23 protein-coding genes and 1 pseudogene are annotated in these 22,159 nt (G+C 71.6%); 10 read left to right on the forward strand and 14 right to left on the reverse strand.

Going from position 1 to position 22,159, the window contains the following annotated elements; all coding sequences use genetic code 11:
- The first annotated feature begins 42 nt into the window (after positions 1-42).
- Positions 43-1,320 carry a thymidine phosphorylase gene (locus ACFY0P_RS02660; RefSeq protein ID WP_388907288.1) on the forward strand — a complete coding sequence of 426 codons (1,278 nt, stop codon included), beginning with the start codon at positions 43-45 and terminating at the stop codon, positions 1,318-1,320.
- Positions 1,321-1,359: 39 nt separating this feature from the next.
- Here ACFY0P_RS02660 and ACFY0P_RS02665 read toward each other — a convergent pair whose 3' ends face one another.
- Positions 1,360-2,280: an AEC family transporter gene (locus ACFY0P_RS02665; protein WP_388906481.1), complete on the reverse strand. Its 921-nt coding sequence runs from the start codon at positions 2,278-2,280 to the stop codon at positions 1,360-1,362.
- Between the two features lie 263 nt (positions 2,281-2,543).
- On the opposite strand from ACFY0P_RS02665, the pseudogene ACFY0P_RS02670 reads away from it, so the two are divergent.
- Positions 2,544-2,672: pseudogene (locus tag ACFY0P_RS02670) on the forward strand (hypothetical protein); the annotation flags it as partial.
- A 30-nt stretch (positions 2,673-2,702) separates the two neighbouring features.
- On the opposite strand, the gene ACFY0P_RS02675 reads toward ACFY0P_RS02670, so the two are convergent.
- Positions 2,703-3,716 carry a sigma-70 family RNA polymerase sigma factor gene (locus tag ACFY0P_RS02675; RefSeq protein ID WP_388906482.1) on the reverse strand — a complete coding sequence of 338 codons (1,014 nt, stop codon included), beginning with the start codon at positions 3,714-3,716 and terminating at the stop codon, positions 2,703-2,705.
- Positions 3,717-3,925: 209 nt separating this feature from the next.
- The gene (locus tag ACFY0P_RS02680) at positions 3,926-5,200 is read right to left on the reverse strand and encodes an MFS transporter (RefSeq protein WP_388906483.1); all 1,275 of its coding nucleotides are present in this window, start codon (positions 5,198-5,200) and stop codon (positions 3,926-3,928) included.
- A gap of 62 nt (positions 5,201-5,262) precedes the next feature.
- Here ACFY0P_RS02680 and ACFY0P_RS02685 point away from each other — a divergent pair, with 62 nt between their 5' ends.
- A complete protein-coding gene (locus ACFY0P_RS02685) occupies positions 5,263-6,216 on the forward strand; it encodes a LysR family transcriptional regulator (RefSeq protein ID WP_388906484.1) in 954 nt (317 codons plus the stop codon).
- A 113-nt stretch (positions 6,217-6,329) separates the two neighbouring features.
- Here the strand turns inward: ACFY0P_RS02685 and ACFY0P_RS02690 are convergent, their stop codons facing one another.
- The gene (locus ACFY0P_RS02690) at positions 6,330-7,091 is read right to left on the reverse strand and encodes a prolyl oligopeptidase family serine peptidase (RefSeq protein WP_388906485.1); all 762 of its coding nucleotides are present in this window, start codon (positions 7,089-7,091) and stop codon (positions 6,330-6,332) included.
- A 123-nt stretch (positions 7,092-7,214) separates the two neighbouring features.
- Here ACFY0P_RS02690 and ACFY0P_RS02695 point away from each other — a divergent pair, with 123 nt between their 5' ends.
- Both ACFY0P_RS02695 and ACFY0P_RS02700 read left to right on the forward strand, forming a co-directional pair.
- Entirely contained in the window at positions 7,215-8,372 is a 1,158-nt protein-coding gene (locus ACFY0P_RS02695; protein WP_388906487.1) for an adenosine deaminase, read from the forward strand.
- 151 nt (positions 8,373-8,523) lie between these two features.
- On the forward strand, positions 8,524-8,877 hold the full coding sequence (locus tag ACFY0P_RS02700) for an ATP-binding protein (protein WP_388906488.1): 354 nt from the start codon (positions 8,524-8,526) through the stop codon (positions 8,875-8,877).
- Positions 8,878-8,970: 93 nt separating this feature from the next.
- Here ACFY0P_RS02700 and ACFY0P_RS02705 read toward each other — a convergent pair whose 3' ends face one another.
- The 5 genes from ACFY0P_RS02705 to afsQ1 all read right to left on the reverse strand — a co-directional run bounded on the left by ACFY0P_RS02705 (position 8,971) and on the right by afsQ1 (position 13,010).
- Entirely contained in the window at positions 8,971-9,168 is a 198-nt protein-coding gene (locus ACFY0P_RS02705) for a PspC domain-containing protein (protein ID WP_089099209.1), read from the reverse strand.
- 95 nt (positions 9,169-9,263) lie between these two features.
- Positions 9,264-9,815, reverse strand: coding sequence for a VanZ family protein (locus ACFY0P_RS02710; protein WP_388906489.1), 552 nt, complete (start codon positions 9,813-9,815; stop codon positions 9,264-9,266).
- Positions 9,816-10,114: 299 nt separating this feature from the next.
- Entirely contained in the window at positions 10,115-10,744 is a 630-nt protein-coding gene (locus tag ACFY0P_RS02715) for a hypothetical protein (RefSeq protein WP_388906491.1), read from the reverse strand.
- Positions 10,744-12,336, reverse strand: coding sequence for an ATP-binding protein (locus ACFY0P_RS02720; RefSeq protein ID WP_388906492.1), 1,593 nt, complete (start codon positions 12,334-12,336; stop codon positions 10,744-10,746). The genes ACFY0P_RS02715 and ACFY0P_RS02720 overlap by 1 nt, the downstream gene beginning before the upstream one ends.
- Complete coding sequence (afsQ1, locus tag ACFY0P_RS02725; RefSeq protein WP_177232965.1) at positions 12,333-13,010, reverse strand: two-component system response regulator AfsQ1; 678 nt, start codon at positions 13,008-13,010, stop codon at positions 12,333-12,335. Before afsQ1 ends, ACFY0P_RS02720 begins: the two co-directional genes overlap by 4 nt.
- Positions 13,011-13,263: 253 nt before the next feature.
- Between afsQ1 and ACFY0P_RS02730 the strand changes: the two genes are divergently transcribed.
- Entirely contained in the window at positions 13,264-14,001 is a 738-nt protein-coding gene (locus ACFY0P_RS02730; protein WP_351485285.1) for a SigE family RNA polymerase sigma factor, read from the forward strand.
- Between the two features lie 284 nt (positions 14,002-14,285).
- Here the strand turns inward: ACFY0P_RS02730 and ACFY0P_RS02735 are convergent, their stop codons facing one another.
- On the reverse strand, positions 14,286-14,930 hold the full coding sequence (locus tag ACFY0P_RS02735; protein WP_388906494.1) for a uridine kinase: 645 nt from the start codon (positions 14,928-14,930) through the stop codon (positions 14,286-14,288).
- Positions 14,931-15,057: 127 nt separating this feature from the next.
- Between ACFY0P_RS02735 and ACFY0P_RS02740 the strand changes: the two genes are divergently transcribed.
- Complete coding sequence (locus ACFY0P_RS02740; RefSeq protein ID WP_388906495.1) at positions 15,058-15,456, forward strand: hypothetical protein; 399 nt, start codon at positions 15,058-15,060, stop codon at positions 15,454-15,456.
- A gap of 94 nt (positions 15,457-15,550) precedes the next feature.
- Here ACFY0P_RS02740 and ACFY0P_RS02745 read toward each other — a convergent pair whose 3' ends face one another.
- Genes ACFY0P_RS02745 through deoC form a run of 3 tightly spaced genes read right to left on the reverse strand, consistent with a single transcriptional unit; the run spans position 15,551 to position 18,841 of the window.
- Entirely contained in the window at positions 15,551-16,438 is an 888-nt protein-coding gene (locus ACFY0P_RS02745) for an aldehyde dehydrogenase family protein (protein ID WP_388906496.1), read from the reverse strand.
- Positions 16,431-17,867 carry an aldehyde dehydrogenase family protein gene (locus tag ACFY0P_RS02750; protein WP_388906498.1) on the reverse strand — a complete coding sequence of 479 codons (1,437 nt, stop codon included), beginning with the start codon at positions 17,865-17,867 and terminating at the stop codon, positions 16,431-16,433. Before ACFY0P_RS02750 ends, ACFY0P_RS02745 begins: the two co-directional genes overlap by 8 nt.
- A 20-nt stretch (positions 17,868-17,887) precedes the next feature.
- Positions 17,888-18,841 (reverse strand): deoxyribose-phosphate aldolase, encoded by a 954-nt coding sequence (deoC, locus tag ACFY0P_RS02755; RefSeq protein ID WP_388907290.1) that lies wholly within the window; start codon positions 18,839-18,841, stop codon positions 17,888-17,890.
- A gap of 169 nt (positions 18,842-19,010) precedes the next feature.
- Here deoC and ACFY0P_RS02760 point away from each other — a divergent pair, with 169 nt between their 5' ends.
- Together ACFY0P_RS02760 and ACFY0P_RS02765 are read left to right on the forward strand one after the other, a co-directional pair.
- Positions 19,011-19,700: a PH domain-containing protein gene (locus ACFY0P_RS02760; protein WP_388906499.1), complete on the forward strand. Its 690-nt coding sequence runs from the start codon at positions 19,011-19,013 to the stop codon at positions 19,698-19,700.
- A 186-nt stretch (positions 19,701-19,886) separates the two neighbouring features.
- Positions 19,887-20,513 carry a TetR/AcrR family transcriptional regulator gene (locus ACFY0P_RS02765; protein WP_388906500.1) on the forward strand — a complete coding sequence of 209 codons (627 nt, stop codon included), beginning with the start codon at positions 19,887-19,889 and terminating at the stop codon, positions 20,511-20,513.
- Here ACFY0P_RS02765 and ACFY0P_RS02770 read toward each other — a convergent pair.
- On the reverse strand, positions 20,500-21,264 hold the full coding sequence (locus ACFY0P_RS02770) for an SDR family NAD(P)-dependent oxidoreductase (protein ID WP_388906501.1): 765 nt from the start codon (positions 21,262-21,264) through the stop codon (positions 20,500-20,502). The two genes, ACFY0P_RS02765 and ACFY0P_RS02770, sit on opposite strands and share 14 nt — an antisense overlap.
- A gap of 187 nt (positions 21,265-21,451) precedes the next feature.
- Between ACFY0P_RS02770 and ACFY0P_RS02775 the strand changes: the two genes are divergently transcribed.
- Positions 21,452-22,093 (forward strand): nucleotidyltransferase domain-containing protein, encoded by a 642-nt coding sequence (locus tag ACFY0P_RS02775; RefSeq protein ID WP_388906504.1) that lies wholly within the window; start codon positions 21,452-21,454, stop codon positions 22,091-22,093.
- The last annotated feature ends 66 nt before the right edge of the window (positions 22,094-22,159 follow it).

Raw genomic sequence — 22,159 nt, forward strand, 5'->3', positions numbered from 1 at the left:
CCGCACGCTTCGCACTTCTCCGAAGGGAACGCCATGGCCACCATGGACGCCGTCTCCGTCATCCGCACCAAGCGCGACCGCGGTGAGCTCAGCGACCAGCAGATCGACTGGGTCATCGACGCGTACACGCGCGGCGAGGTCGCCGACGAGCAGATGTCGTCGCTCGCGATGGCCATCCTGCTCAACGGCATGAACCGCCGCGAGATCGCCCGCTGGACCGCCGCGATGATCGCCTCCGGCGAGCGCATGGACTTCTCCTCCCTGTCCCGTCCGACGGCCGACAAGCACTCGACGGGCGGCGTCGGCGACAAGATCACCCTTCCGCTGGCGCCCCTCGTGGCGGCGTGCGGCGCGGCCGTCCCCCAGCTCTCCGGCCGGGGCCTCGGCCACACCGGCGGCACCCTGGACAAGCTGGAGTCGATCCCCGGCTGGCGCGCCCTGCTCTCCAACGAGGAGATGCTGTCGGTGCTGGACGGCACCGGCGCGGTGATCTGCGCGGCGGGCGACGGCCTGGCCCCCGCCGACAAGAAGCTCTACGCGCTCCGCGACGTCACCGGCACGGTCGAGGCGATCCCGCTGATCGCCTCCTCGATCATGTCGAAGAAGATCGCCGAGGGTACCGGCTCCCTGGTCCTGGACGTGAAGGTGGGCACCGGCGCCTTCATGAAGACCATCGAGGACGCCCGCGAACTGGCCTCGACCATGGTGGGCCTCGGCACCGACCACGGCGTGCGGACGGTGGCGCTCCTCACCGACATGTCCACCCCGCTCGGTCTCACGGCCGGCAACGCCCTCGAGGTCCGCGAGTCGGTGGAGGTCCTGGCCGGCGGCGGCCCCGCCGACGTCGTCGAACTGACCCTCGCCCTGGCCCGCGAGATGCTCGACGCGGCCGGCGTCCGCGACGCCGACCCGGCGAAGGCACTCGCCGACGGCTCGGCGATGGACGTCTGGCGCCGGATGATCGCGGCCCAGGGCGGCGACCCGGACGCGGCGCTCCCGGTGGCGAAGGAACAGCACGTCGTGAAGGCCACGGAGTCGGGCGTCCTGACCCGCCTCGACGCCTACGACATCGGCGTCGCCGCCTGGCGCCTGGGCGCCGGCCGGGCCCGCAAGGAGGACCCGGTGCAGGCGGGCGCGGGCGTCGAACTGCACGCCAAGCCGGGCGACACGGTCACCGCGGGCCAGCCCCTGCTGACCCTGCACACGGACACCCCGGAACGCTTCGAGTACGCCCTCCAGGCGGTCGAGGGGTCGTACGACATCGGGGCGGCCGGTACCGAGTTCCCGGCGTCGCCGGTGGTGCTGGAGCGCATCGCCTGACGAGGGTCCGGTGCGGTGCTGCCGGGGACGACCGCCGAGTCACCCCAGCAGTGCCGCCACGACCACCAGCACCGGTACCGCCAGTACCGTCGACAGCAGGATCGAGTCGCGGGCCAGTTCCTCGCCGACGTGGTAGGTGCTGGCGTAGGTGTACAGGTTCTGCGCGGCCGGCAGCGCCGACGTCACCGTCACGTCGAGCAGGGGTGCCCCGCGCAGGCCGAAGACCGCCGACGCCAGGGCCCAGGCGGCGAGTGGCTGGCCCACCGACTTCAGGGCGACGGACAGGAACACGGGGTGGCGTTCGCGGCCCCGGCCCGGCGGGGTGCTGCCGCGCAGCGAGATGCCGAAGGCGAGCAGGACCGCCGGCACGGACATGTTGCCGATCAGGGTCAGCGGGTCCATGACCGGGCCCGGGACGTGGATCCCGAGCCCCGAGACCGCCACTCCCGTGAGGGAGCCGACGGCTATCGGGTTGCGGAGGGGCGTGAGCAGCCGGCGCCACCAGGGGCCCTTCTCGCCCATGCCGGCCAGGTCGAGGACGGTCAGCGCGACCGGGGTGAGGATCACCACCTGGAAGAGCAGCACCGGTGCCACCAGGGACGCGTCGCCGAGGACGTACACCGCGATCGGGATGCCCAGGTTGCCCGAGTTGACGTAGCTGGAGCACAGGGCGCCGATCGTCGTACGGCCCACACCCCAGTGGCGCCCGACGCCCACCGTCACGAACGCGCCCGCCGCCGCGGCCGTGCTCAGGGCCGTCACCAGGAGGCGGCTGGAGAAGATCACCGCCAGGTCGGCCTTGGCGAGGGTGGTGAAGAGGAGGGCGGGGGAGGCGACGTGGAAGGCGAGCTTGGTGAGGACCTCGCGGCCGTTCGCCCCCAGGTGGCCGCCGCGGCCGAGGGCATAGCCGACGGCGATGACGATCGCGATGACCGCGAACCCGCTCAGCACCCCCTGCACGGGGCCCCCTCGCGGGGGAGGAGACCGTCGGGTGTACCGGGCGCTGCTGTTCCGTGGGGCATACAGCCAACCCTCTGGGGCGGTCAGGTGCAGGTCAACGGTGCGATCCTTGTGATCTGCGCGACCGTGCGGAAGGCGGGGCGCCCTACCGATGAGTTGTCAGGCCGTCGCCGGTCTACCGCCTCGTGGATGCCGTGAACCCCGCCGTGCTCGTGCTGTCGGGCCCCGTTGCCAGGGACGAGGTGCCGGGGCTCTGCGACGACGTGCGTGAGCTGCTGGGGGCGGGCGGGTCCCGGGTCGTCGTCTGCGATGTGGGCGGTCTCGGGCCGCCGGGCCTGGCGGCCGTCGACCTGCTGGCCCGGCTGGAGCTGGCGGCCCGGAGGGCCGGAGGGCGGATACGGCTCCGCGACCCCGACCCCGCCCTACGCTCCCTCCTCCGGTTCGTCGGACTCCGCATCCAGATGGAGGGGAAGGTCGAAGAGCGGGAACCAGCGCTTGGTGTCGAGGAAGAAGTGGAACCCGGTCAGCCGGCCGTCCGAGATCTCCAGGACCTGGACGGACCAGGGGCTCCAGCCGCCGGTGTCCGGGTCGGGCTTGTACTGGGCGAACCCGGGCAGGCCGTTGACCCGGACCGGGAACAGCCGTGAGCCCTCGCAGGCGGAGCCGATGGTGGTCATGAAGCCGGTGATGTCGTCGTGGCCGGTGAGCCACAGGTCGAACGGCGGCATCGTCATGATGGCGTCCTCGTGGAGCAGCGCCGTGAGTCCCGTCATGTCGTAGCCCTCGAAGGCCGCGACGTAGCGCTCCAGGAGCTTCTGCTGCTCCTCGTCGAGCGGGTCGGAGACCTCGGCGGCGGCACCCGACTGCCGTTGCTCGGCCAGCGTGGCCCGGGCCCGCTGCAACGCGCTGTTGACCGACGCGACGGTGGTGCCGAGCAGCTCGGCCACCTCGGTGGCCCGCCAGGCCAGTACCTCGCGCAGGATCAGCACCGCCCGCTGCTTGGGCGGCAGTTGCTGGAGCGCGGCCATGAAGGCCAGCCGGATCGACTCCTTGGCCACGGCCGCCTCCGCCGGGTCGTCCACGGTCGGCAGCACGCGCGCGTCGGGCACCGGCTCCAGCCAGGTGTTGTCGGGCCGGGGCGAGAGCGCCGCCTGAGCCAGCGGCGTCGACTCGCTGAGGTCCATCGGCCGGGCCCGCTTGTTGCCGGCGCTGAGCATGTCCAGGCACACGTTCGTCGCGATCCGGTACAGCCATGACCGCAGGCTGGAGCGGCCCTCGAACTTCTCGTAGCTCCGCCAGGCCCGCACCAGCGTGTCCTGCACCGCGTCCTCGGCCTCGAACGACGAGCCGAGCATGCGGTAGCAGTACCCGGTCAGCTCGGTCCGGTGCTTCTCCAGTGCGACGTCCAGCTCCGCCGTCGCCGTGCCGTCGGTCATCTTCCGTCCACCCACCCCTGTGGCCGTTCCTGTTCGCGCGCCGTTGCGCTCCAGCACTTCGGAAGCTACCGCAGGGGACTGACAACGGCCCCCGGAGTGGGGAAACGTGCAGGTGAGATGGGGTGCGCCCAAGGGGGTGGGGTGTGCGGTCAGGGGGCGGGTGCGGCGCCGTCGGGGCATGTCGCGCGGTTCCCCGGCCCTAAAAGCTCTCAGTGAGCGTTGGCCAGGACCTGGCGGCGGGCTGCCATCGAGCCCAGGACCGTGATGGTCACGACGCCCAGGATCGCGAGCAGTCCCACGCCGACCGTCCCTGCCCAGCCGCTCGTGTGGAAGGCCAGCGCGCCGACCGTGCTGCCCGCGCTGGAGCCGATGTAGTACGCGGACTGGTAGAGGGCCGAGGCCTGGGCCCTGCCGTGGGTGGCCGTCTTGCTGACCGCGGAGGAGGCGACCGCATGGCCCGCGAAGAAGCCCGCGGTGATCAGGACCAGGCCCAGCAGGACCAGGGGGAGCGAGTCGGCCAGGGAGAGGAGGAGACCGGTGGCCGTCGTGCCGCCGGCCAGGTAGAGGGCCCCGCGGCGGCCCAGGCGGCCGACCAGGCGGCCCGCCGTCGACGCGGACACCGTGCCGACCAGGTACACCAGGAAGATCGAGCCGATGACGCCCTGGGGGAGCGAGAAGGGCTCCTGGGTCAGGCGGTAGCCGATCACCGTGTAGACACCGCCGAAGACGGTCATGAAGAGCGCGCCGATCGCGTACAGGCGGCGCAGCAGCGGGTCGGCCAGGTGGTCGCGGACCGTGCCGAGCAGCCGGCGCGGGTGCAGCGAGCCCGCCTTGAAGTGCCGCGGGGCGGGCAGGAGCAGCCGGAAGGCGACGGCGCAGCCGACCGCGATCACGCCGATCGTGCCCACGGCCACCCGCCAGCCCCACTCCTGCGCGACCCAGCCGGTGATGACCCGGCCGCTCATCCCGCCCACGCTGTTGCCCGCGACGAACAGGCCGATGGCCGTGACCAGTGCCTTCGGGCGGACCTCCTCGGCCAGGTACGCCGTCGCCGACGCGGGCAGACCGGCCAGCGCCGCGCCCTGGACGCCACGGAGCACGACCAGCACGCCCAGGGAGGGCGCGAAGGGCACCAGCAGTCCGACGGTCACCGCGACCGCCAGCGAGGCCGTCATGACCGTACGGCGTCCGAAGCGCTCGGAGAGGGCGCTCATCGGGATGACGAACAGGGCCAGACCGCCGGTCGCCGCCGCCACCGTCCAGCTCGCGTCGCTCGCGGAGACGCCGTAGCCGTCCGAGATGAGCGGCAGCAGGGCCTGCGTGGAGTAGAGGAGGGCGAAGGTCGCGACACCGGCGAGGAAGAGCGCGAAGCTCATCCGGCGGTAGCCGGGACCGCCCGGGGTCAGACGGGAGTCGGCGACGGGGGCGGGGACTGACGGGACGGCGTCCACGGTGGTGGACGCCCCGGTACTGGCGGGAGACATGCTTCGAACGTACGGAGCCCTCCTTGATCCGTCCAATGCATGGAATCGCCATAATCGTTCCCATGGAGCATCAGCAGAGGTCAGCCGGGCGCCTGTCACCGGACAGTGACACAGAAGACATGACGATGTTGCTGGCACCACGCCTCGCGTACTTCGCCGGCGTGGCCCGCACGGAGCATGTCACCAGGGCGGCCCAGGAGCTGAACGTCCCCCAGTCCACCCTCTCCCGCGCGATGGCCCGCCTCGAACAGGACCTGGGCGTCGACCTCTTCACCCGGCACGGCCGCACCGTCTCCCTCACCCCGGCCGGCCGCACCTTCCTCACCTCGGTCGAGCGCGCCCTCGCCGAGGTCCGGCGCGCCGCCGAGGAGGTACGCGCCGACGCCGACCCCACGACGGGGAAGGTCGCCTTCGGATTCCTGCACACCATGGGCGCGGAGACCGTACCCGGCCTCCTCCAGGCCTTCCGCGTCGACCATCCCCGCATCCGCTTCAGCCTCGTCCAGAACTACGGCGAGGCGATGATCGAGAAGTTGCGGGCGGGCGAGCTGGACCTCTGCCTGACCTCACCGGTGCCGGACGCCCCCGACCTGGTCGCCCGCCGCCTCGACGAACAGAAGCTCCGGCTGGTGGTGCCCGCGGACCACCCCTTGGCCGCCCGCAAGCGGATCCGCCTGGCGGAGGCGGCCGACGAGACCTTCGTGACCCTGGAACCGGGTTACGGTCTGCGCCGTATCACCGACGACCTGTGCAAGGAGGCGGGCTTCAAGCCGAGGACCGCCTTCGAGGGAGAGGAGGCGGAGACCTTGAGGGGCCTGGTGGCGGCCGGCCTGGGCGTCGCGCTGCTCCCCCCACCCGCCTTTCCCCGCCCGGGAGTCGTCGAACTGACGGTCACCGCCCCGAGGGCAGCGCGAGAGATCGGCGTGGCCTGGCTGGACGGCCACCCGGACACTCCGCCGGTGGCCGCCTTCAAGAAGTTCCTGCTGTCGAGAAGGGACAACCTGCTCCCCACCTAGCGACAGCGCGCCCCTTCAGGGGCGCTGGGGGTACCCCGGCCGAAGGCTGGGGGAGGAACTGCGCGACAGGCCACCGCGCACCCGCACCCCGAACACAACCGAACCCCCCACCCCTATCGTCTCAACGACTTGCCGAACCCCGCAGCCAACGGCATCCGCAACCCGATCGGCGGCGGCGCGGCCAGCGCGTCCTCCACCGGCCGCGACACCGCGTGCCCGTACAGCGCCCCCATCACGAAGTCCGAAGCGAGCGCGAGGACTTCGTCCCGGTGCTGGTGCAGCCCGTGCCCGTCCGAGTGCACCTCGAACCGGCACACCTCCCGGTTCGCCTTCTTGGCCCGCGCCGCCAGCTGGAACGACAGCTCCGGATCGGTCCGTTCGTCGTTCGTGCCGTGCACGACCAGCACCCGCCGCCCCACCAGCTGCCGAACCGGTTCCTCGGGCACCGCCACATCCGCCTCGGGCAGCCAAGGGGCGATGGACACCACGGAGTTGACGGCCTCGTGCCCGCCCGCGTGCAGCGCGGCCCGGCCGCCCATCCCCACGCCCAGCAGGCACACGGGAACGTCGCCGTACCGCCGTACCACCTCGTCGGCCGCCCAGCCGGCGTCCCCGGCGAGATGCGCCTCGCTGCCGTTCCACCCGCGATAGCGGTAGTGGACGACGTACGCGGCGAGCCCCTCGTCCCGGCCGTCGCGGGCGAGCCGGCGGCCGAGCGCGCGGACGAAGGCCGTCGCCCATACGAGGGACGGCTTGCGCGCGGAGACCTCCTCCCCGTCGGGGAGGAGCAGGACCGCGCCGCTCACCGTCGTCGGCTCCTGGCCGACTGCCCTGCTCAGGCTGGCCGTTCGGACCGGCGTCGCTTGCTGTGCCATGACAGAACAGTGTCAGAAGAGGCGGTGTACGCGACCCGTCCGTGCGGTCACCATTGCGTATCGACGGAGACGGAAATCTCCGAGTACCGAGCGATCTACGCGCGTAGGAGTTACAGTGCGGAAATGACGAGCCAGAGCACCGCGAACACCCCGACGCCGGAGCAGATCCGCCGGGCGCCGAAGGTTCTGCTGCACGACCACCTCGACGGCGGCCTGCGTCCGGGCACCGTCGCCGACCTCGCGCGCGAGACCGGGTACTCCGGCCTCCCCGAGACCGACCCGGACAAGCTCGGCATCTGGTTCCGCGAGGCCGCCGACTCCGGTTCGCTGGAGCGGTACCTGGAGACGTTCTCGCACACCGTCGGTGTCATGCAGACCCGGGAGGCTCTCGTCCGGGTCGCCCGTGAGTGCGCCGAGGACCTCGCCGAGGACGGCGTCGTCTACGCCGAGGTGCGGTACGCCCCCGAGCAGCACCTGGAGCAGGGGCTCTCCCTCGAAGAGGTCGTCGAGGCCGTCAACGAGGGCTTCCGGCAGGGTGAGGCCCTCGCCCGGGAGAACGGCCGGCGGATCCGGGTCGGCGCCCTGCTCACCGCCATGCGGCACGCGGCCCGCTCCCTGGAGATCGCCGAACTCGCCAACCGCTACCGCGACCTGGGAGTGGTCGGCTTCGACATCGCCGGCGCCGAGGCGGGCTACCCGCCCACCCGGCACCTGGACGCCTTCGAGTACCTCAAGCGGGAGAACAACCACTTCACCATCCACGCCGGCGAGGCCTTCGGGCTGCCGTCCATCTGGCAGGCGCTGCAGTGGTGCGGCGCCGACCGGCTCGGGCACGGGGTGCGGATCATCGACGACATCCAGATCCACGCGGACGGCACGATCAAGCTCGGCCGGCTGGCGTCGTACGTCCGCGACAAGCGGATCCCGCTGGAGCTGTGCCCCAGCTCCAACCTCCAGACCGGCGCCGCCGACTCCTACACCGGGCACCCGATCGGGCTGCTGCGACGGCTGCACTTCCGGGCCACCGTGAACACCGACAACCGGCTGATGTCCGGGACCAGCATGAGCCGGGAATTCGAGCATCTCATCGAGGCGTTCGGTTACACGCTCGACGACATGCAGTGGTTCTCCGTCAATGCGATGAAATCAGCGTTCATTCCTTTCGATGAACGACTCGCCATGATCAATGACGTCGTGAAGCCGGGTTATGCGGAGCTGAAATCCGAATGGCTGTTCCGGCAGACCGCATCCACCAGCGGTTCTGCGGACCCGGAGGGCTGATCGAGCATCCCGGCGAGGCACGGAATGCGAACGGTCCTTCACCGGTCGTCCGCATTTCGATGTTTGCGGCGGGTGGTCCGGCATGTTTACGGTCGGGGACCGCTCAGCGTGTTATCGATCCCCGTCTCCGTATTCCAAGGACGCATTGACGATGAAGCAGTCTGCTGCCAAGACCCTCGGTGTCGCCGCCCTCGGTGCCGCCTTCGCCGCTGTCGGCGCGGGCGCGGCCAACGCGGCCCCGGCCGTCCCGGACTCCTCCCAGGCCCTGGACACCGTCACCAAGACGCTGCCGGCCGAGAACGTCTCCAAGGCGCTGCCGGGTGCCGGCGAGGCCGTGGCGCAGGGGCAGAGCGCCCTCGGTGCCGGACTGACCGCCGTCCAGCCGGCCGTCAAGCAGGTCCTCGTGGGCGGGCCGACCAAGCCCGTCGCCGGTCTCCTCGGCGGACTGCCGGTCCAGGGCCTGCCCACGCACGGCCTGCCGGTGAACGGGATTCCGATCGGCTGACCTCTCCCCGGCCGATCGGCAACGCCGTTGGGGCGCCCCGGTGTCGACCGGAGCGCCCCAACGGCGTTCTCGTAACAGGGGATCACCAGGGGATCACCAGGCGGTGGCCTTCTCCTCCGAGGGGAGGAGGATCCACAGCGCTATGTAGAGCAGGAACTGCGGGCCCGGCAGCAGGCAGGACAGCAGGAAGATCACCCGCATCGTGGTCGCGGAGGTGCCGAAGCGCCGGGCCAGCGCGGCGCACACTCCGCCGATCATGCGGCCATGGGTGGGGCGGGCGAGGCTGGACATCTGCGGCTCCTTCGTGAGCGTCCGGTGCGAGGCGGCCCTTCCGGCCCCTCGTCCACCCCCAACGCTACGGAGACGAACCGGGTCGAAGCATCGCTCTACGGGGCGATCCCGACCCTGGGAATCGTCGGGGTACGACCCTGAGCCGCTTCCTCCTGCGGGAGGGCGGCCGGCCGCTGCCGCTCACCCCGCCGGCGGAGCCGGGCGCGTGCCGCCGGCACCACGGCCAGATGCGCGAGGACGACGCCGGCCGTGTTGAGGAGTATCGAGTCGACATCCACCACACGGCCGGGCACTCCGGTCTGCAGCAGGGCTATGCCCAGCGAGATCAGCGCGCCCGCGGCGGCCGAACTGATCAGGGAGGCGAGCGGGGAGACCCGCAGCTTCCCGTGCGTCATCGGCAGCAGCACACCCAGCGGCGCGAGCAGCGCGAGCCCCTCGCCGATCCGGTGCGCCGCCTCGCGCCAGCCGAGCGCCAGGTCGGCGCGGATACCGGCGAAGGGGTGCAGGTTGGCGGGCATCACCCAGGGCACGTCCAGCGGCCGCAGCATCAGCCAGGCGACGAACACGAGATGTGCGACAAGGAGGACACCCCCTGCCACACGGACGCGGATCGCGGCGCTGCCGCCGATGGAGCCTTGACGCTGCACGCCCCCCTAGACGCGCCCGCGCACACGATCGGTTCCGGATACGAGGGTGAGGCCTCAAACACACGGCACGCAGGGCGCCCCGTCAGGGGCGCGGTGCTGTATCGCCACGCGGGGCCGACAGCGCCCCGTCATGGGCCGCAGTGCTGTGCCGATACGTGGCACCGACAGCGCCCCGTCAGGGGCGCTGGGGGTGCCCCCGGCCGAAGGCTGGGGGAGGAACTGCGCGACCAGCCCCCCACCACCGGCCCGCACTCGCCGCACAACCCTTCCCGGCACCCCATGAGGCGCCCGAACGCCCCTCACCCGAAAGCCACCTCGGTGGACGGGGGCCGGCTCCCACTCGGAGAGTTCCGCACCGCGTCCGTGCACTCGTACCGCCGCAACGGCTCCCTCCCCGGCCCGCCCAGGATCACCGACCCGTCCCCCTCCGCGGCCGCCGAGTCGGACAGCGTGCACACGATCTGCGCGAGCGCGTACGACGTCAGCTGCGGCGGCGACGTGCTCAGCCGCAGCGTGTCGTCGGGATCCCCGGCCCGCGGTCCCCAGACGCTCATCCCGCCCCGCACGTTCGTCGTGTAGCCCGCCTCCTTCTCGGCGGCCGACGGCGTCTCGGCGAGCTGGTCGAGGAGCCCCTGGGCGACGATCACCCGCCGCTTGGCGGCCGCCGAACCGTCGGGGACCCGCACCTGGCGGTCGACGGTCACCAGCGAGGAGCCGCACAGCAGGAACACCTGCACCGGCACCCCGCGCTCGTCCTGCGCGGACACGTCCGGCTGGGTCATCGAGCACGGCACCCGCGAGGGCGCCCCGCCGAAGTCGGTCGGCACCTCGGTGGCCCGGATCCCGCACCCGGAGAGCGCGAGCGCGAGCCCGGCGACGGCCAGCAGCGGCCCGCCGTGCCGTCGTACCGCCAGTCTTCGTACCTGCATCAGGCGCCCTTCTCCGCGGCATCCCCGGCATCACCGGTGTCCCCGGCGTCCTTGCTCTCCTCCGTCAGCCGCGAGGCGTCCCGGGGCAGCCGGAGCGTGAACACCGCGCCGCCCTCGGGGGAGTTCGCGGCGGTGATCGAGCCGCCGTGGATGCGGGCGTTCTCGGTCGCGATGGACAGGCCCAGGCCACTGCCCTCGGAGCGCGGCCGGGAGGCGCTGGCCTTGTAGAACCGGTCGAAGACGTGCGGCAGCACGTCCTCCGGGATACCCGGACCGTGGTCGCGTACGGCGATCACCAGATCGCCACCTTCTTCCTGCTCCATCCGCACCGACACCCGCACCGGCGAACCACCGTGCTTGAGCGCGTTGCCGATCAGGTTGGCGAGGATGACGTCGAGGCGGCGCGGGTCGAGGCGGGCGTGGATGCCCCGCTCGGCGTCCAGTTCCACCGCGTCCAGCCAGGCGCGGGCGTCGATGCAGGCGGTGATCTGGTCGGCGATGTCGACGTCGTCGAGGACGAGACGGGCCGTACCGGCGTCGAAGCGGGTGACCTCCATCAGGTTCTCGACGAGGTCGTTGAGGCGGCGCGTCTCGCTGACGACCAGCCGGACGGCGGGCTCGATCATCGGGTCGATCGATCCCGACTCCGCCTCCAGCTCCTCCTCCAGGATCTCCGTCACCGCGGTGATCGCGGTGAGCGGGGTGCGCAGCTCATGGCTCATGTCCGCGACGAACCGGCGGGACGCGTCGTCCCGCGCGGCCATGTCGTCGACCCGCTTCTCCAGCGCCTCGGCCGCGTAGTTGAACGTCCGGGAGAGATCGGCGAGTTCGTCCGTCCCGGAGACCCGCAGCCGGGTGTCCAGCTTGCCCTCGCCGAGTCGCCGGGCGGCGACCCCGAGCCGGTGCACCGGCTTGAGCACGGTCGTGGCGGCGGCCTGCGCCAGCAGCGCCGAACCGATGAGAGCGAGCCCGGTCGCGATCCCCAGCGACCACGCCAGCGAGTTGAGGTCCTTCGCCTCCGGCTCCAGCGACTTCATCATGTAACCGGTCGGCCCGCCGCCGATCAGCCGCGTCCCGGCCACGAGATACGGCGTGCCGTGGTCGACGACCCGCTGCCAGTACAGGTGGTACGCCGACTTGTTGGAGTCGGTCACCTTCTGCTGCTTGTCGACGGCCTTGCGCAGCGACGTCGGCACGTCGTCCAGCGCGAACGCGCTGAGCCCGTCCGAACTGCCGTACACCGTCTTGCCGTTGGCGTCCTCGCCGACCAGCAGCACGCTGAACCGCTGGCTGCTGTTGGCCATCTGCCCGGCCGTGCGCTGCAGTTCGTCCTGGGTCGGGTGCACGGGCAGCGCACCGGCCCGGTTCTGCATCTCCTGCTGGAAGTCGCGCAGCACCGCATCCTGGGTACGGGTGAGCACGGCCTCGCGGTTGAGCCAGTACGCGATGCCGGACGCGGACACCGCGGCGGTCAGCGCGACGAGCCCGAAGACGACGACGAGCCGCAGCCGCAGACTGGTGAAGCGCAGCCGGGACATGGCTCCCTTGCGATCCGCGGCCCAGCCGCGGAGACCCCCCTGCACGTCTGTCACTGAGGGGCGTCCAGGCGGTACCCGACACCACGCACGGTACGGATCAGGGTCGGGGACGAGGGCACGTCCTCCACCTTGGCGCGCAGCCGCTGCACACACGCGTCCACCAGCCGGGAGTCACCGAGGTAGTCGTGCTCCCAGACCAGCCGCAGCAACTGCTGCCGGGACAGCGCCTGCCCCGGCCGCCGGCTCAGTTCGAGGAGCAGCCGCAGCTCGGTCGGCGTCAGCTGGAGGTCCTCGCCGTTCTTGGTCACGGTCATCGCGCTGCGGTCGATGACGACGTTGCCGAAGGTCGCCGAGTCGGTGGACTCCCGCTCCCCGCGCCGCAGCACGGCCCGGATCCGGGCGTCCAGCACCCGGCCCTGGACGGGCTTGACGACGTAGTCGTCGGCACCGGACTCCAGCCCGACCACGACGTCGATGTCGTCACTGCGCGCGGTCAGCAGAATGATCGGCAGCTGGTCCGTGCGCCGGATCCGCCGGCACACCTCGAAACCGTCGATGCCGGGCAGCATGACGTCGAGGACGATCAGATCGGGCCGCTGCTCACGCAACAGCTTCAGACCGTCCTCACCGGTCGCAGCGGTGGCCACCCGGTGCCCCTGGCGCGTCAGAGAGAGCTCCAGGGCCGTGCGGATGGCGTCGTCGTCCTCGATCAGCAACAGGGAAGGCACGGGCTCATTCTGGCCCATGCGGGCCCTGTCGTACGACCTGTGCGGGTCGTAGCTCTCCGCGAACGTCTGTAGCGCCACCGCCTGTGCACCGTCTGTGGACGCTCTGTGCCGGACCCCTGTGACAGGTCTGTGACAGTCGGCGGATACGGCCGTGAAGGTGGCCCGGCAGTCTTTTCGGCACGGGCAAGCGAGCGAACGCGGCGAGCGGCCCGAGCAAGCCGAACTACCGGAAGTCCACGACGGGGGGCGCGAGATGAACACGCTGATCAGCCACAGCACCAGCGCAGTGATCACGCGTCTGCACGACGTGAACCGGGGTTCCGAGAAGTCCGGTGCCGTGAGCGGGCGGGGGTGCGCTCGCGGCACCGGACGTCAGCACACCGGTTACATGACGGTGGTTGACAGCTTCACGGGGGAAGCACACGGGGGATCCGCCTACAGGGAGGACACGGGGGAGCGCCGCTCGCTGACCGAGGCGGAGTTCACCGCCTACGTCCAGGAGCGCCGCGCCTCCCTGTACGCGACCGCCTACCACCTGACCGGCGACCGCTACGAGGCCGAGGACCTGCTGCAGAGCGCGCTGTTCTCGACGTACCGGGCGTGGGACCGGATCAGCGACAAGGCGGCCGTGGGCGGTTACCTGCGCCGCACGATGACCAACCTGCACATCAGCGCCTGGCGGCGCCGCAAGCTCAACGAGTACCCGACCGAGGAACTGCCGGAGACGCCCGGCGACACGGACGCGATGAGCGGCACCGAGCTGCGCGCGGTCCTGTGGCAGGCGCTGTCCCGGCTCCCCGAACTCCAGCGCACCATGCTGGTCCTGCGCTACTACGAGGGCCGCACGGACCCGGAGATCGCGGAGATCCTCGACATCAGTGTCGGCACGGTGAAGTCCAGCATCTGGCGGTCGCTCCGCCGGCTGCGCGAGGACGAGGTCCTCAGCTTCGGCCGTGACGAGGAAGACGCCTTCGGGGAGCTTGTCGCCTGAAGGTAAGGGGATCCGGGGGGATCCTGACGGGGGAAAACCGGGGGAGCCGGGGGTACGGGACCTGGGGGAGGGTCCGGGGGGCCCACGGGGAACACGGGGGAAGACGGGTCCGGGGGGACCCGGGGGGAAGCACGGGGGAGCTCCGCCACGGGGGACACGGGGGTGTTCGGCGGAGCGACGGGGGAAGCGGGACTGGAGGGCCGGGGGGTCCATCCAGTCCCGCGCCCTTTTGCGCCTGAACCGGCGCCGCTCTCGCGGACGTGGTCACTCGCCGTCGTGGTTCCTCAGTTGATGGTTGCGGTGGTCTTCGCCGGCCCGTGACGTCCGACGGCGGCCGCCGCCATCCGGGTCAGTGCCTCGTCCCGGTCGCAGGGGTGGGCGCCCAGTGCCACCTGGCGGGCCACGATCGTGCGTTCCGCCCGCATCAGCCGCCAGCCGCGCCGCAGCAGGAACGGCACCGACTTGCGGCCCTCCTTGAGATCGCGCAGGAACCGGCGCCGGAACGTCTTCACCGGGCCCCGGCTCAGGCACAGCGCGTCGGCCAGCAGCCCCAGTTCACGGCAGCGCTCCACGATCTCGGCGGCGAAGATGCCCTCGGCGATGAACAGCCGGGTGCGGCCGATGTCGAGCGTCTCCGCGCCGGTGCGGGCGCTCAGTGCTATGTCATACACCGGTACGGGCGCCGCCCCCGTCGCACACAGCCGGCCGATCGCCTCGACCGCGACCTCCGCGTCCCAGGACTGAGGGTGGTCCCAGTCGATGTCCGAACTCCCCGCCACCGACGGCAGCGTCGGGTCGTCGCCCTCCTTGTAGAAGTCGTCGAGGCGCAGGACGGGAAGCCCGGAACGGGCGGCGACCAGTGACTTGCCCGAGCCCGAGGGGCCGCACAGCAGCACGACGCGGGCGGGGGACGGAGGATGAATGCTCACGGAACACCAGTTTGACGCATGGGGAGCCTCCTGCCGACCCTGCGGGTCGGCTTTGGAGCGTGAGTCACACCTCAACTACCCTGTGTGCCGACACAATCACCCTGCGTACCAGAAGGTGGCACCAGCGATGTCCCGACACGCGTCCTCCCCCACCCCGACCGCCCGGCGCGCCCTGACCGCCCTTGCCACGGCAGGTGTGGCCCTCGGCGCGGGCGCCGCGACGGCCGCCGCGGACACCCAGCCCGCGGTGGACGTGGTCCGGACCCGCCCCACCTCGCTCGGCCACATCGACCCGCAGGCGGGCGTGCGGGCGCTGGGCGCGATGCTGCCGTACGTGACGGGGTCGGTGGCGGCCCTGAAGCCGAACCCCCTCGCGGGCACGGGTGTCGACCCGCTGGACAACGGGGTGGGTACTCAACTCGCCGACTTCAAGCCGCTGACGTCGAAGATGGTGACGGGGCCGGTGGCGCAGGCGCCGTCGGTCGGGGCGATGCCGGTGGTGGGGCAGATCCTGAGGGCCCCGTAAGGGGCGCTGGGGGCACCCCCGGCCGAAGGCTGGGGGAGGAACTGCGCGACCGGCCACATCCGGCCCGCAGTTCCCCACCCGGAGGGGTGACGGATCAGTACGAGGAGCCAGACGCTCCCAGCGCCCCCGTCGGATGCCACACCGTCTTCGTCTCCAGGAACGCCGTCAGGCGGTCGGTCCCGGGCGTCGTCGCCCAGTCGTCCACAGGCTGTGGACGCAGGACGCGCTTCAGGTTGTCGGCCGCCGCGATCTCCAGCTCCTTGGCCAGCGCCTCGTCGGCGCCCGCGAGGTCGATCGCGTTGACGTCCTGGTGGGCGGCGAGGGGGGTGGCGATCTCCGTCGTACGGCCGGAGAGGACGTTGACGACTCCGCCGGGCACGTCGGACGTCGCGAGGACCTCGGCCAACGACAGTGCCGGGAGCGGGGACTTCTCACTCGCGACGACGACCGCCGTGTTGCCGGTCGCGATCACGGGCGCGACCACCGACACCAGGCCCAGGAACGACGACTCCTGGGGGGCGACGACCGCCACCACACCCGTCGGCTCCGGCGAGGAGAGGTTGAAGAACGGGCCCGCGACCGGGTTGCCGCCGCCGACCACCTGGGCGATCTTGTCGGTCCAGCCCGCGTACCAGACCCAGCGGTCGATCGTCGCGTCCACGACGGCGGCCGCCTTGGACTTGCCGAGGCCCTCCGCGTCGGCGACCTCGCGGACGAACTGCTCGCGGCGGCCCTCCAGCATCTCCGCGACGCGGTAGAGGACCTGGCCCCGGTTGTACGCGGTCGCGCCGGACCAGCCGCCGAACGCCTTGCGCGCGGCGACGACCGCGTCCCTGGCGTCCTTGCGGCTGGACTGCGGTGCGTTGGCCAGCCAGTTGCCCTTCGAGTCCGTCACCTCGTACACCCGGCCGCTCTCGGAACGCGGGAACTTCCCGCCGACGTACAGCTTGTAGGTCTTGAAGACAGACAGGCGATCAGACATCGAGGTATGCCTCCAGGCCGTGGCGGCCGCCCTCGCGGCCGAAGCCCGACTCCTTGTACCCGCCGAACGGCGAGGTCGGGTCGAACTTGTTGAACGTGTTGGACCAGACGACGCCGGCGCGCAGCTTGTTCGCGACGGCCAGGATCCGCGACCCCTTCTCGGTCCAGATGCCGGCCGAGAGGCCGTACTGCGTGTTGTTGGCCTTGGCGACCGCCTCGTCGGGTGTCCGGAAGGTCAGGACCGACAGGACGGGGCCGAAGATCTCGTCGCGGGCGATGGTGTGGGCCTGGGTGACGTTCGTGAAGAGCGTCGGCGCGAACCAGTAGCCGGAGGAGGGCAGTTCGCAGGCCGGGGACCAGCGCTCGGCGCCCTCCGCCTCGCCCTGGTCGGCGAGGGTGGTGATGCGGGCCAGCTGCTCGGCCGAGTTGATCGCGCCGATGTCGGTGTTCTTGTCCAGCGGGTCGCCGAGGCGGAGCGTGGACAGACGGCGCTTGAGGGAGTCGAGCAGCTCGTCGTGGATCGACTCCTGGACGAGGAGACGGGAGCCCGCGCAGCAGACCTGGCCCTGGTTGAAGAAGATGCCGGTGACGATGCCTTCGACGGCCTGGTCGATGGGAGCGTCGTCGAAGACGATGTTGGCGCCCTTGCCGCCCAGTTCGAGAGTGAGCTTCTTGCGGGTGCCCGCGACCGTGCGCGCGATCTCCTTGCCGACGGCGGTGGAGCCGGTGAAGGCCACCTTGTTGACGTCGGGGTGGGCGACGAGCGCGGCGCCCGCGTCGCCGTAGCCGGGGAGGATGTTGACGACGCCCTTGGGCAGGCCCGCCTGGCGGCAGATGTCCGCGAAGAAGAGCGCGGAGAGGGGGGTCGTCTCGGCGGGCTTGAGGACCACCGTGTTGCCGGTGGCGAGCGCCGGAGCGATCTTCCAGGCCAGCATCAGGAGCGGGAAGTTCCAGGGGATGACCTGGCCGGCCACGCCCAGTGGCCGCGGGTTCGCGCCGTAGCCCGCGTGGTCGAGCTTGTCGGCCCAGCCCGCGTAGTAGAAGAAGTGCGCGGCGACCAGGGGGAGGTCGGCGTCGCGCGTCTCCTTGATCGGCTTGCCGTTGTCCAGCGTCTCCAGGACGGCCAGCTCGCGGCTGCGCTCCTGGATGATGCGGGCGATGCGGAAGAGGTACTTGGCGCGCTCGGAGCCCGGCAGCGCGGACCACTTCTCGAAGGCCTTCCGGGCGGCCTTGACGGCCCGGTCGACGTCCTCGGCGCCGGCGCGGGCGACCTCGGAGAGGACCTCCTCGGTCGACGGGCTGACCGTCTTGAAGACCTTGCCCTCGGCCGCGTCCGTGAACTCGCCGTCGATGAAGAGGCCGTAGGAGGGCGCGATGTCGACGACGGAGCGGGACTCGGGCGCCGGTGCGTACTCGAATGCGGTGGTCATCTTTTCCTTGGCCATGGTGATCAGTCCACCGTCACGTAGTCGGGGCCGGAGTAGCGGCCGGTGGCCAGCTTCTGACGCTGCATCAGCAGGTCGTTCAGGAGCGAGGAGGCGCCGAAGCGGAACCAGTGGTTGTCCAGCCAGTCCTCGCCCGCGGTCTCGTTCACCAGGACGAGGAACTTGATCGCGTCCTTGCTGGTCCGGATGCCGCCGGCGGGCTTGACGCCGACCTGGACGCCCGTCTGGGCCCGGAAGTCGCGCACGGCCTCCAGCATGAGGAGGGTGTTCGCCGGGGTGGCGTTGACGGCGACCTTGCCGGTCGAGGTCTTGATGAAGTCGGCGCCCGCGAGCATGCCCAGCCAGGACGCCCGGCGGATGTTGTCGTACGTGGACAGCTCGCCGGTCTCGAAGATGACCTTGAGGCGGGCCGACGTTCCGCAGGCGTCCTTCACGGCGACGATCTCGTCGTACACCTTGCGGTAGTTCCCCGCGAGGAACGCGCCCCGGTCGATGACCATGTCGATCTCGTCGGCGCCGGCGCTCACGGCGTCGCGGACGTCGGCGAGCTTGACGCCGAGCGCGGCGCGGCCGGCCGGGAAGGCGGTGGCGACGGAGGCGACCTTGACGGACGAGCCGGCGACGGCCTCCTTCGCGGTGGCCACCATGTCGGGGTAGACGCAGACGGCGGCCGTGGCGGGGGTCGTACGGTCCGTCGGGTCCGGGTGGACCGCCTTGGCGCCGAGCGCCCGGACCTTGCCCGGGGTGTCCGCGCCTTCCAGCGTCGTCAGGTCGACCATCGAGATGGCGAGGTCGATGGCGTACGCCTTCGCGGTGGTCTTGATGGAACGGGTGCCGAGGGAGGCGGCACGCGCCTCCAGGCCGACCGCGTCGACGCCGGGCAGCCCGTGGAGGAAGCGGCGCAGCGTGCTGTCGGACGCGGTGACGTCAGCAAGTGCGTGGGGTGCGGTGGTGGGCATGGTCACCAGCCGAGCATATCTACGCGCGTAGCGGCTGTACACCCCGAGGGAGCGGTTCTTCTTGGGGGCGCGCGGGGAAGCGCGCGAGCAACCGCAGACGACCGGCACTCGCCTACGGCGATGACGCCCCCACGGCGCCGATGCGAACGTCTGGTGCAGAATCGGCGCTATGACCACGCCCCTCGTCAAGGACCGCATCTACCGCTCGCCCCAGGCGCTGCTCGGCGGCGTCCTGCTCCTCGTCATCGTCGGCTGGCTCGGTATCGACGCGCTGTTCCGGGGGCACGGCCACACCCCCTGGCTGGCCCTGGCCGCGCTCATCCTCGTCGTGCCGCTGGTGGTGGCCTTCACCCTGCGCCCCGCGGTGTTCGCGGGCGAGGACCGGCTGCGCGTACGGAACCCGTTCCGGGTGATCACACTGCCGTGGGGGGAGATCGCCTCCCTGCGGTCCGGCTACTCGAACGAGGTGATCGTCAAGTCCGGCGCGAAGTACCAGCTGTGGGCGATCCCGGTGTCCCTGCGCGGCCGCAAGAAGGCGGCACGGCGGCAGGCGAAGTCGGAGGCGGACGCGCGGCGCGGGCGGACGGGGCGGCCGGGGGCGGGGTTCGGCGGGGCCGGGCGCGGACTCGGTGGATTCGACGGATTCGGCGGTGCCGGAGGGCGGGGCGAGCCCGATCATGAGGCCGGGCCGACGCGCGCGGAAACCGACAAGGTCATGGACGACCTGCGGGAGATGCTGGAGAGCAGGGGGCCGGCGGAGTCGGCACAGGGCGAGATCACGGTCCGGTGGGCGTACGAGGTGGTCGCGCCGGCGGTGGCGGGCGCGGTCTTGCTGGCGATTCTGCTGGCGGTGGGGTGAGAGGGGCGCCGTAGGGGGGTGGGGGTGGTTGGCCGGGCGCGGCCCGGTGGGGCCGTTCGCGCGGTTCCTCCCCCGCCTTCGGCGCATCATCGGCGGCACCGTCGTCAGCGTGGCCCTGGCCGGGACCCTGTTCACCGGCTGAGTCCCTAGAATGGACCGTACGGTCCACTGTGCGGAGGTCAGGCGATGCGGGGCAAGGAGCTGACGGCCAAGGGGAAGGCCACCCGGCGCCGGATCGTCGAGGGGGCCGCCGAGGTGCTGCGGGAGCAGGGCGTCGGCACGGTGACGCTGGACGACGTCATGGCGCGGACCGGCACCAGCAAGAGCCAGCTCTTCCACTACTTCCCGAAGGGCAAGGACGAACTGCTGCTCGCCGTCGCGCGGTTCGAGGCGGAGCAGGTGCTGGAGGACCAGCAGCCGTACCTCGGCCGCCTCGAGTCCTGGGAGGACTGGCAGCGGTGGCGGGACGTGGTGATCGCACGCTACGAGACGCAGGGCGACACCTGCCCGCTCGGGTCGCTGTTCCTCCAGGTCGGGCGGTCGACGCCGGGCGCGCGGGCGATCGTGGTGGAGCTGATGCGGCAGTGGCAGGAGAGCCTGGCGGCGGGCATCCGCGCGGTGCGCGCGAACAGCGGCCCGGAGACCGATGTGGACGTCGACGCCCGGGCCGCCGCCCTGCTCGCCGCGATCCAGGGCGGCGTGTCCATCCTCCTGTCGACGGGACGCTCCGCCCATCTGCGGGCCGCCCTCGACCAGGGGATCGCGGACCTGCGGCGCGACCTGGAGCCCGCCCGGGCGGCTACGCCGCGATGACCGCCGCGGTCGTACGGCCGCCGTCCACGTCGAGCACGATCCCGTGCACGAACGACGACTCGTCGGCCGCCAGATACACCGCCGCGCTCGCGATCTCGTCCGGCCTGCCCATCCGGCCCGCGGGCGTCCCGTTCATCATGACCTCGGCGACGCCGACGTCCCCGGCGTCCGCCGCCAGCACCACACCCGGTGAGATCGCGTTCACCCGCACCCCCTGCGGCCCGAACTCCGCAGCCCAGGCCCGGGTCAGCGTCTCCATCGCTCCCTTGGTGGAGCTGTAGAGCGCGCCGACGGGCACGCCCAGCCGGGCGATCCAGGACCCCAGGTTGACGATCGCCCCGCCGCCGGCCGCCGCCATGGCGGGCGCGACGGCCGCCGTCAGGAAGAACGGGGCCTTGACGTTGACCGCGTAGACCTGGTCGAAGGTCTTCTCGTCGGTGGCGGTGGTCACGGCACCGGGGTAGATGCCCGCGTTGTTGACGAGCACGTCGATACGACCGCCCAGAACCCGCGTAGCCTCCTCGGCCAGCGCCAGCGAGGCGGCGGCGCTGCCGTCCAGGTCCGCCCGCACGAAGTCGGCGCGGCCGCCACCGGCACGGATCCCCTCGACCACCTCCGCCCCGCGCCCGGCACTCCGCCCCGAGACGACCACATGAGCCCCCTCGACGGCGAACGCCTCCGCGATCGCCCGCCCGATGTTGCTGGTCGCACCGGTCACCAGCGCGGTCTTTCCCGCCAGTCGCACACCCATGATCAACCCTCCGTGTCACTCGGTTCCCCGTCAGGTGCGGACCACTGTGCGCCGAGGAAAATGGACCGGCAAGTCCAGAAACTGAGAGTCCGAACCCGGCCGGGTTTCTCCGGGCTCGCGGCGGCATTCCGAGCTCCCTCGGCCGCCACCACGCGTACGGGAGATCGCGCGGCGGTACGTTGTGCTGATGACCGATTCCCTGCCCCCCGGCGGCGTGGTTCCCGGTGCTGACGAACTGGCCGCCCGTTGGGCGGACGCCTGGCGGCCGGAGCAGGTCGCGGAGCGGTTGGACGGGGTCGGTGTGCCCTGGTGTGTCGCGGCGGGCTGGGCGCTGGACCTGTTCCGCGGTGGGCGGTCCCGGGCACACGGTGACCTGGAGATCGCCGTACCCGTGGCGGGGTTCGCGGAGGTTCGCGACCGCTTCCCCGAGTACGTGTTCGACGCGGTGGGCTCAGGGCGTGTCTGGGCGGCGGCAGGAGACGACGCGCTCGCGGCGACGCACCAGACCTGGGTACGGGAACCGGCGAGCGGCCGGTTCCTCTTCGACGTCTTCCGTGAGCCGCACGAGGGCGGGACCTGGATCTGCAGGCGGGACGAGAGCCTGCGGCTGCCATACGACGCGGTCATCGAACAGACGGCGGAGGGCATCCCCTACCTGGTGCCGGAACTGGTGTTGCTGTTCAAGGCGAAGGAGCCACGGCCCAAGGACCACACCGACTTCGACGGGGTCCTGCCCCTGCTGAGCGAGGCACGGCGCGAAGCTCTCGGCGGCTGGCTGACGCGCATCCACCCCGGACATCCCTGGCTGGCGAGACTGGCCAGGCAGTGACGAGGACCATCCCTGCCGGCGGCGGACCCGTTTCGCTGCGCCTCACCGCTCTCGCGGACGGGCGGC

It is taken from the genome of Streptomyces sp. NPDC001714 (assembly GCF_042892755.1).
GTDB lineage: Bacteria > Actinomycetota > Actinomycetes > Streptomycetales > Streptomycetaceae > Streptomyces.

Bases quoted from the DNA above. Each gene is read 5' to 3' on its own strand.
- ACFY0P_RS02660 (WP_388907288.1), top strand. From the start codon at position 43: ATGGACGCCGTCTCCGTCATCCGCACCAAGCGCGACCGCGGTGAGCTC.
- ACFY0P_RS02675 (WP_388906482.1), bottom strand. From the start codon at position 3,716: ATGACCGACGGCACGGCGACGGCGGAGCTGGACGTCGCACTGGAGAAG.
- ACFY0P_RS02680 (WP_388906483.1), bottom strand. From the start codon at position 5,200: ATGTCTCCCGCCAGTACCGGGGCGTCCACCACCGTGGACGCCGTCCCG.
- ACFY0P_RS02685 (WP_388906484.1), top strand. From the start codon at position 5,263: ATGGAGCATCAGCAGAGGTCAGCCGGGCGCCTGTCACCGGACAGTGAC.
- ACFY0P_RS02690 (WP_388906485.1), bottom strand. From the start codon at position 7,091: ATGGCACAGCAAGCGACGCCGGTCCGAACGGCCAGCCTGAGCAGGGCA.
- ACFY0P_RS02695 (WP_388906487.1), top strand. From the start codon at position 7,215: ATGACGAGCCAGAGCACCGCGAACACCCCGACGCCGGAGCAGATCCGC.
- ACFY0P_RS02700 (WP_388906488.1), top strand. From the start codon at position 8,524: ATGAAGCAGTCTGCTGCCAAGACCCTCGGTGTCGCCGCCCTCGGTGCC.
- ACFY0P_RS02705 (WP_089099209.1), bottom strand. From the start codon at position 9,168: ATGTCCAGCCTCGCCCGCCCCACCCATGGCCGCATGATCGGCGGAGTG.
- ACFY0P_RS02715 (WP_388906491.1), bottom strand. From the start codon at position 10,744: ATGCAGGTACGAAGACTGGCGGTACGACGGCACGGCGGGCCGCTGCTG.
- ACFY0P_RS02730 (WP_351485285.1), top strand. From the start codon at position 13,264: ATGAACACGCTGATCAGCCACAGCACCAGCGCAGTGATCACGCGTCTG.
- ACFY0P_RS02740 (WP_388906495.1), top strand. From the start codon at position 15,058: ATGTCCCGACACGCGTCCTCCCCCACCCCGACCGCCCGGCGCGCCCTG.
- ACFY0P_RS02745 (WP_388906496.1), bottom strand. From the start codon at position 16,438: ATGTCTGATCGCCTGTCTGTCTTCAAGACCTACAAGCTGTACGTCGGC.
- ACFY0P_RS02750 (WP_388906498.1), bottom strand. From the start codon at position 17,867: ATGACCACCGCATTCGAGTACGCACCGGCGCCCGAGTCCCGCTCCGTC.
- deoC (WP_388907290.1), bottom strand. From the start codon at position 18,841: ATGCCCACCACCGCACCCCACGCACTTGCTGACGTCACCGCGTCCGAC.
- ACFY0P_RS02760 (WP_388906499.1), top strand. From the start codon at position 19,011: ATGACCACGCCCCTCGTCAAGGACCGCATCTACCGCTCGCCCCAGGCG.
- ACFY0P_RS02765 (WP_388906500.1), top strand. From the start codon at position 19,887: ATGCGGGGCAAGGAGCTGACGGCCAAGGGGAAGGCCACCCGGCGCCGG.
- ACFY0P_RS02770 (WP_388906501.1), bottom strand. From the start codon at position 21,264: ATGGGTGTGCGACTGGCGGGAAAGACCGCGCTGGTGACCGGTGCGACC.
- ACFY0P_RS02775 (WP_388906504.1), top strand. From the start codon at position 21,452: ATGACCGATTCCCTGCCCCCCGGCGGCGTGGTTCCCGGTGCTGACGAA.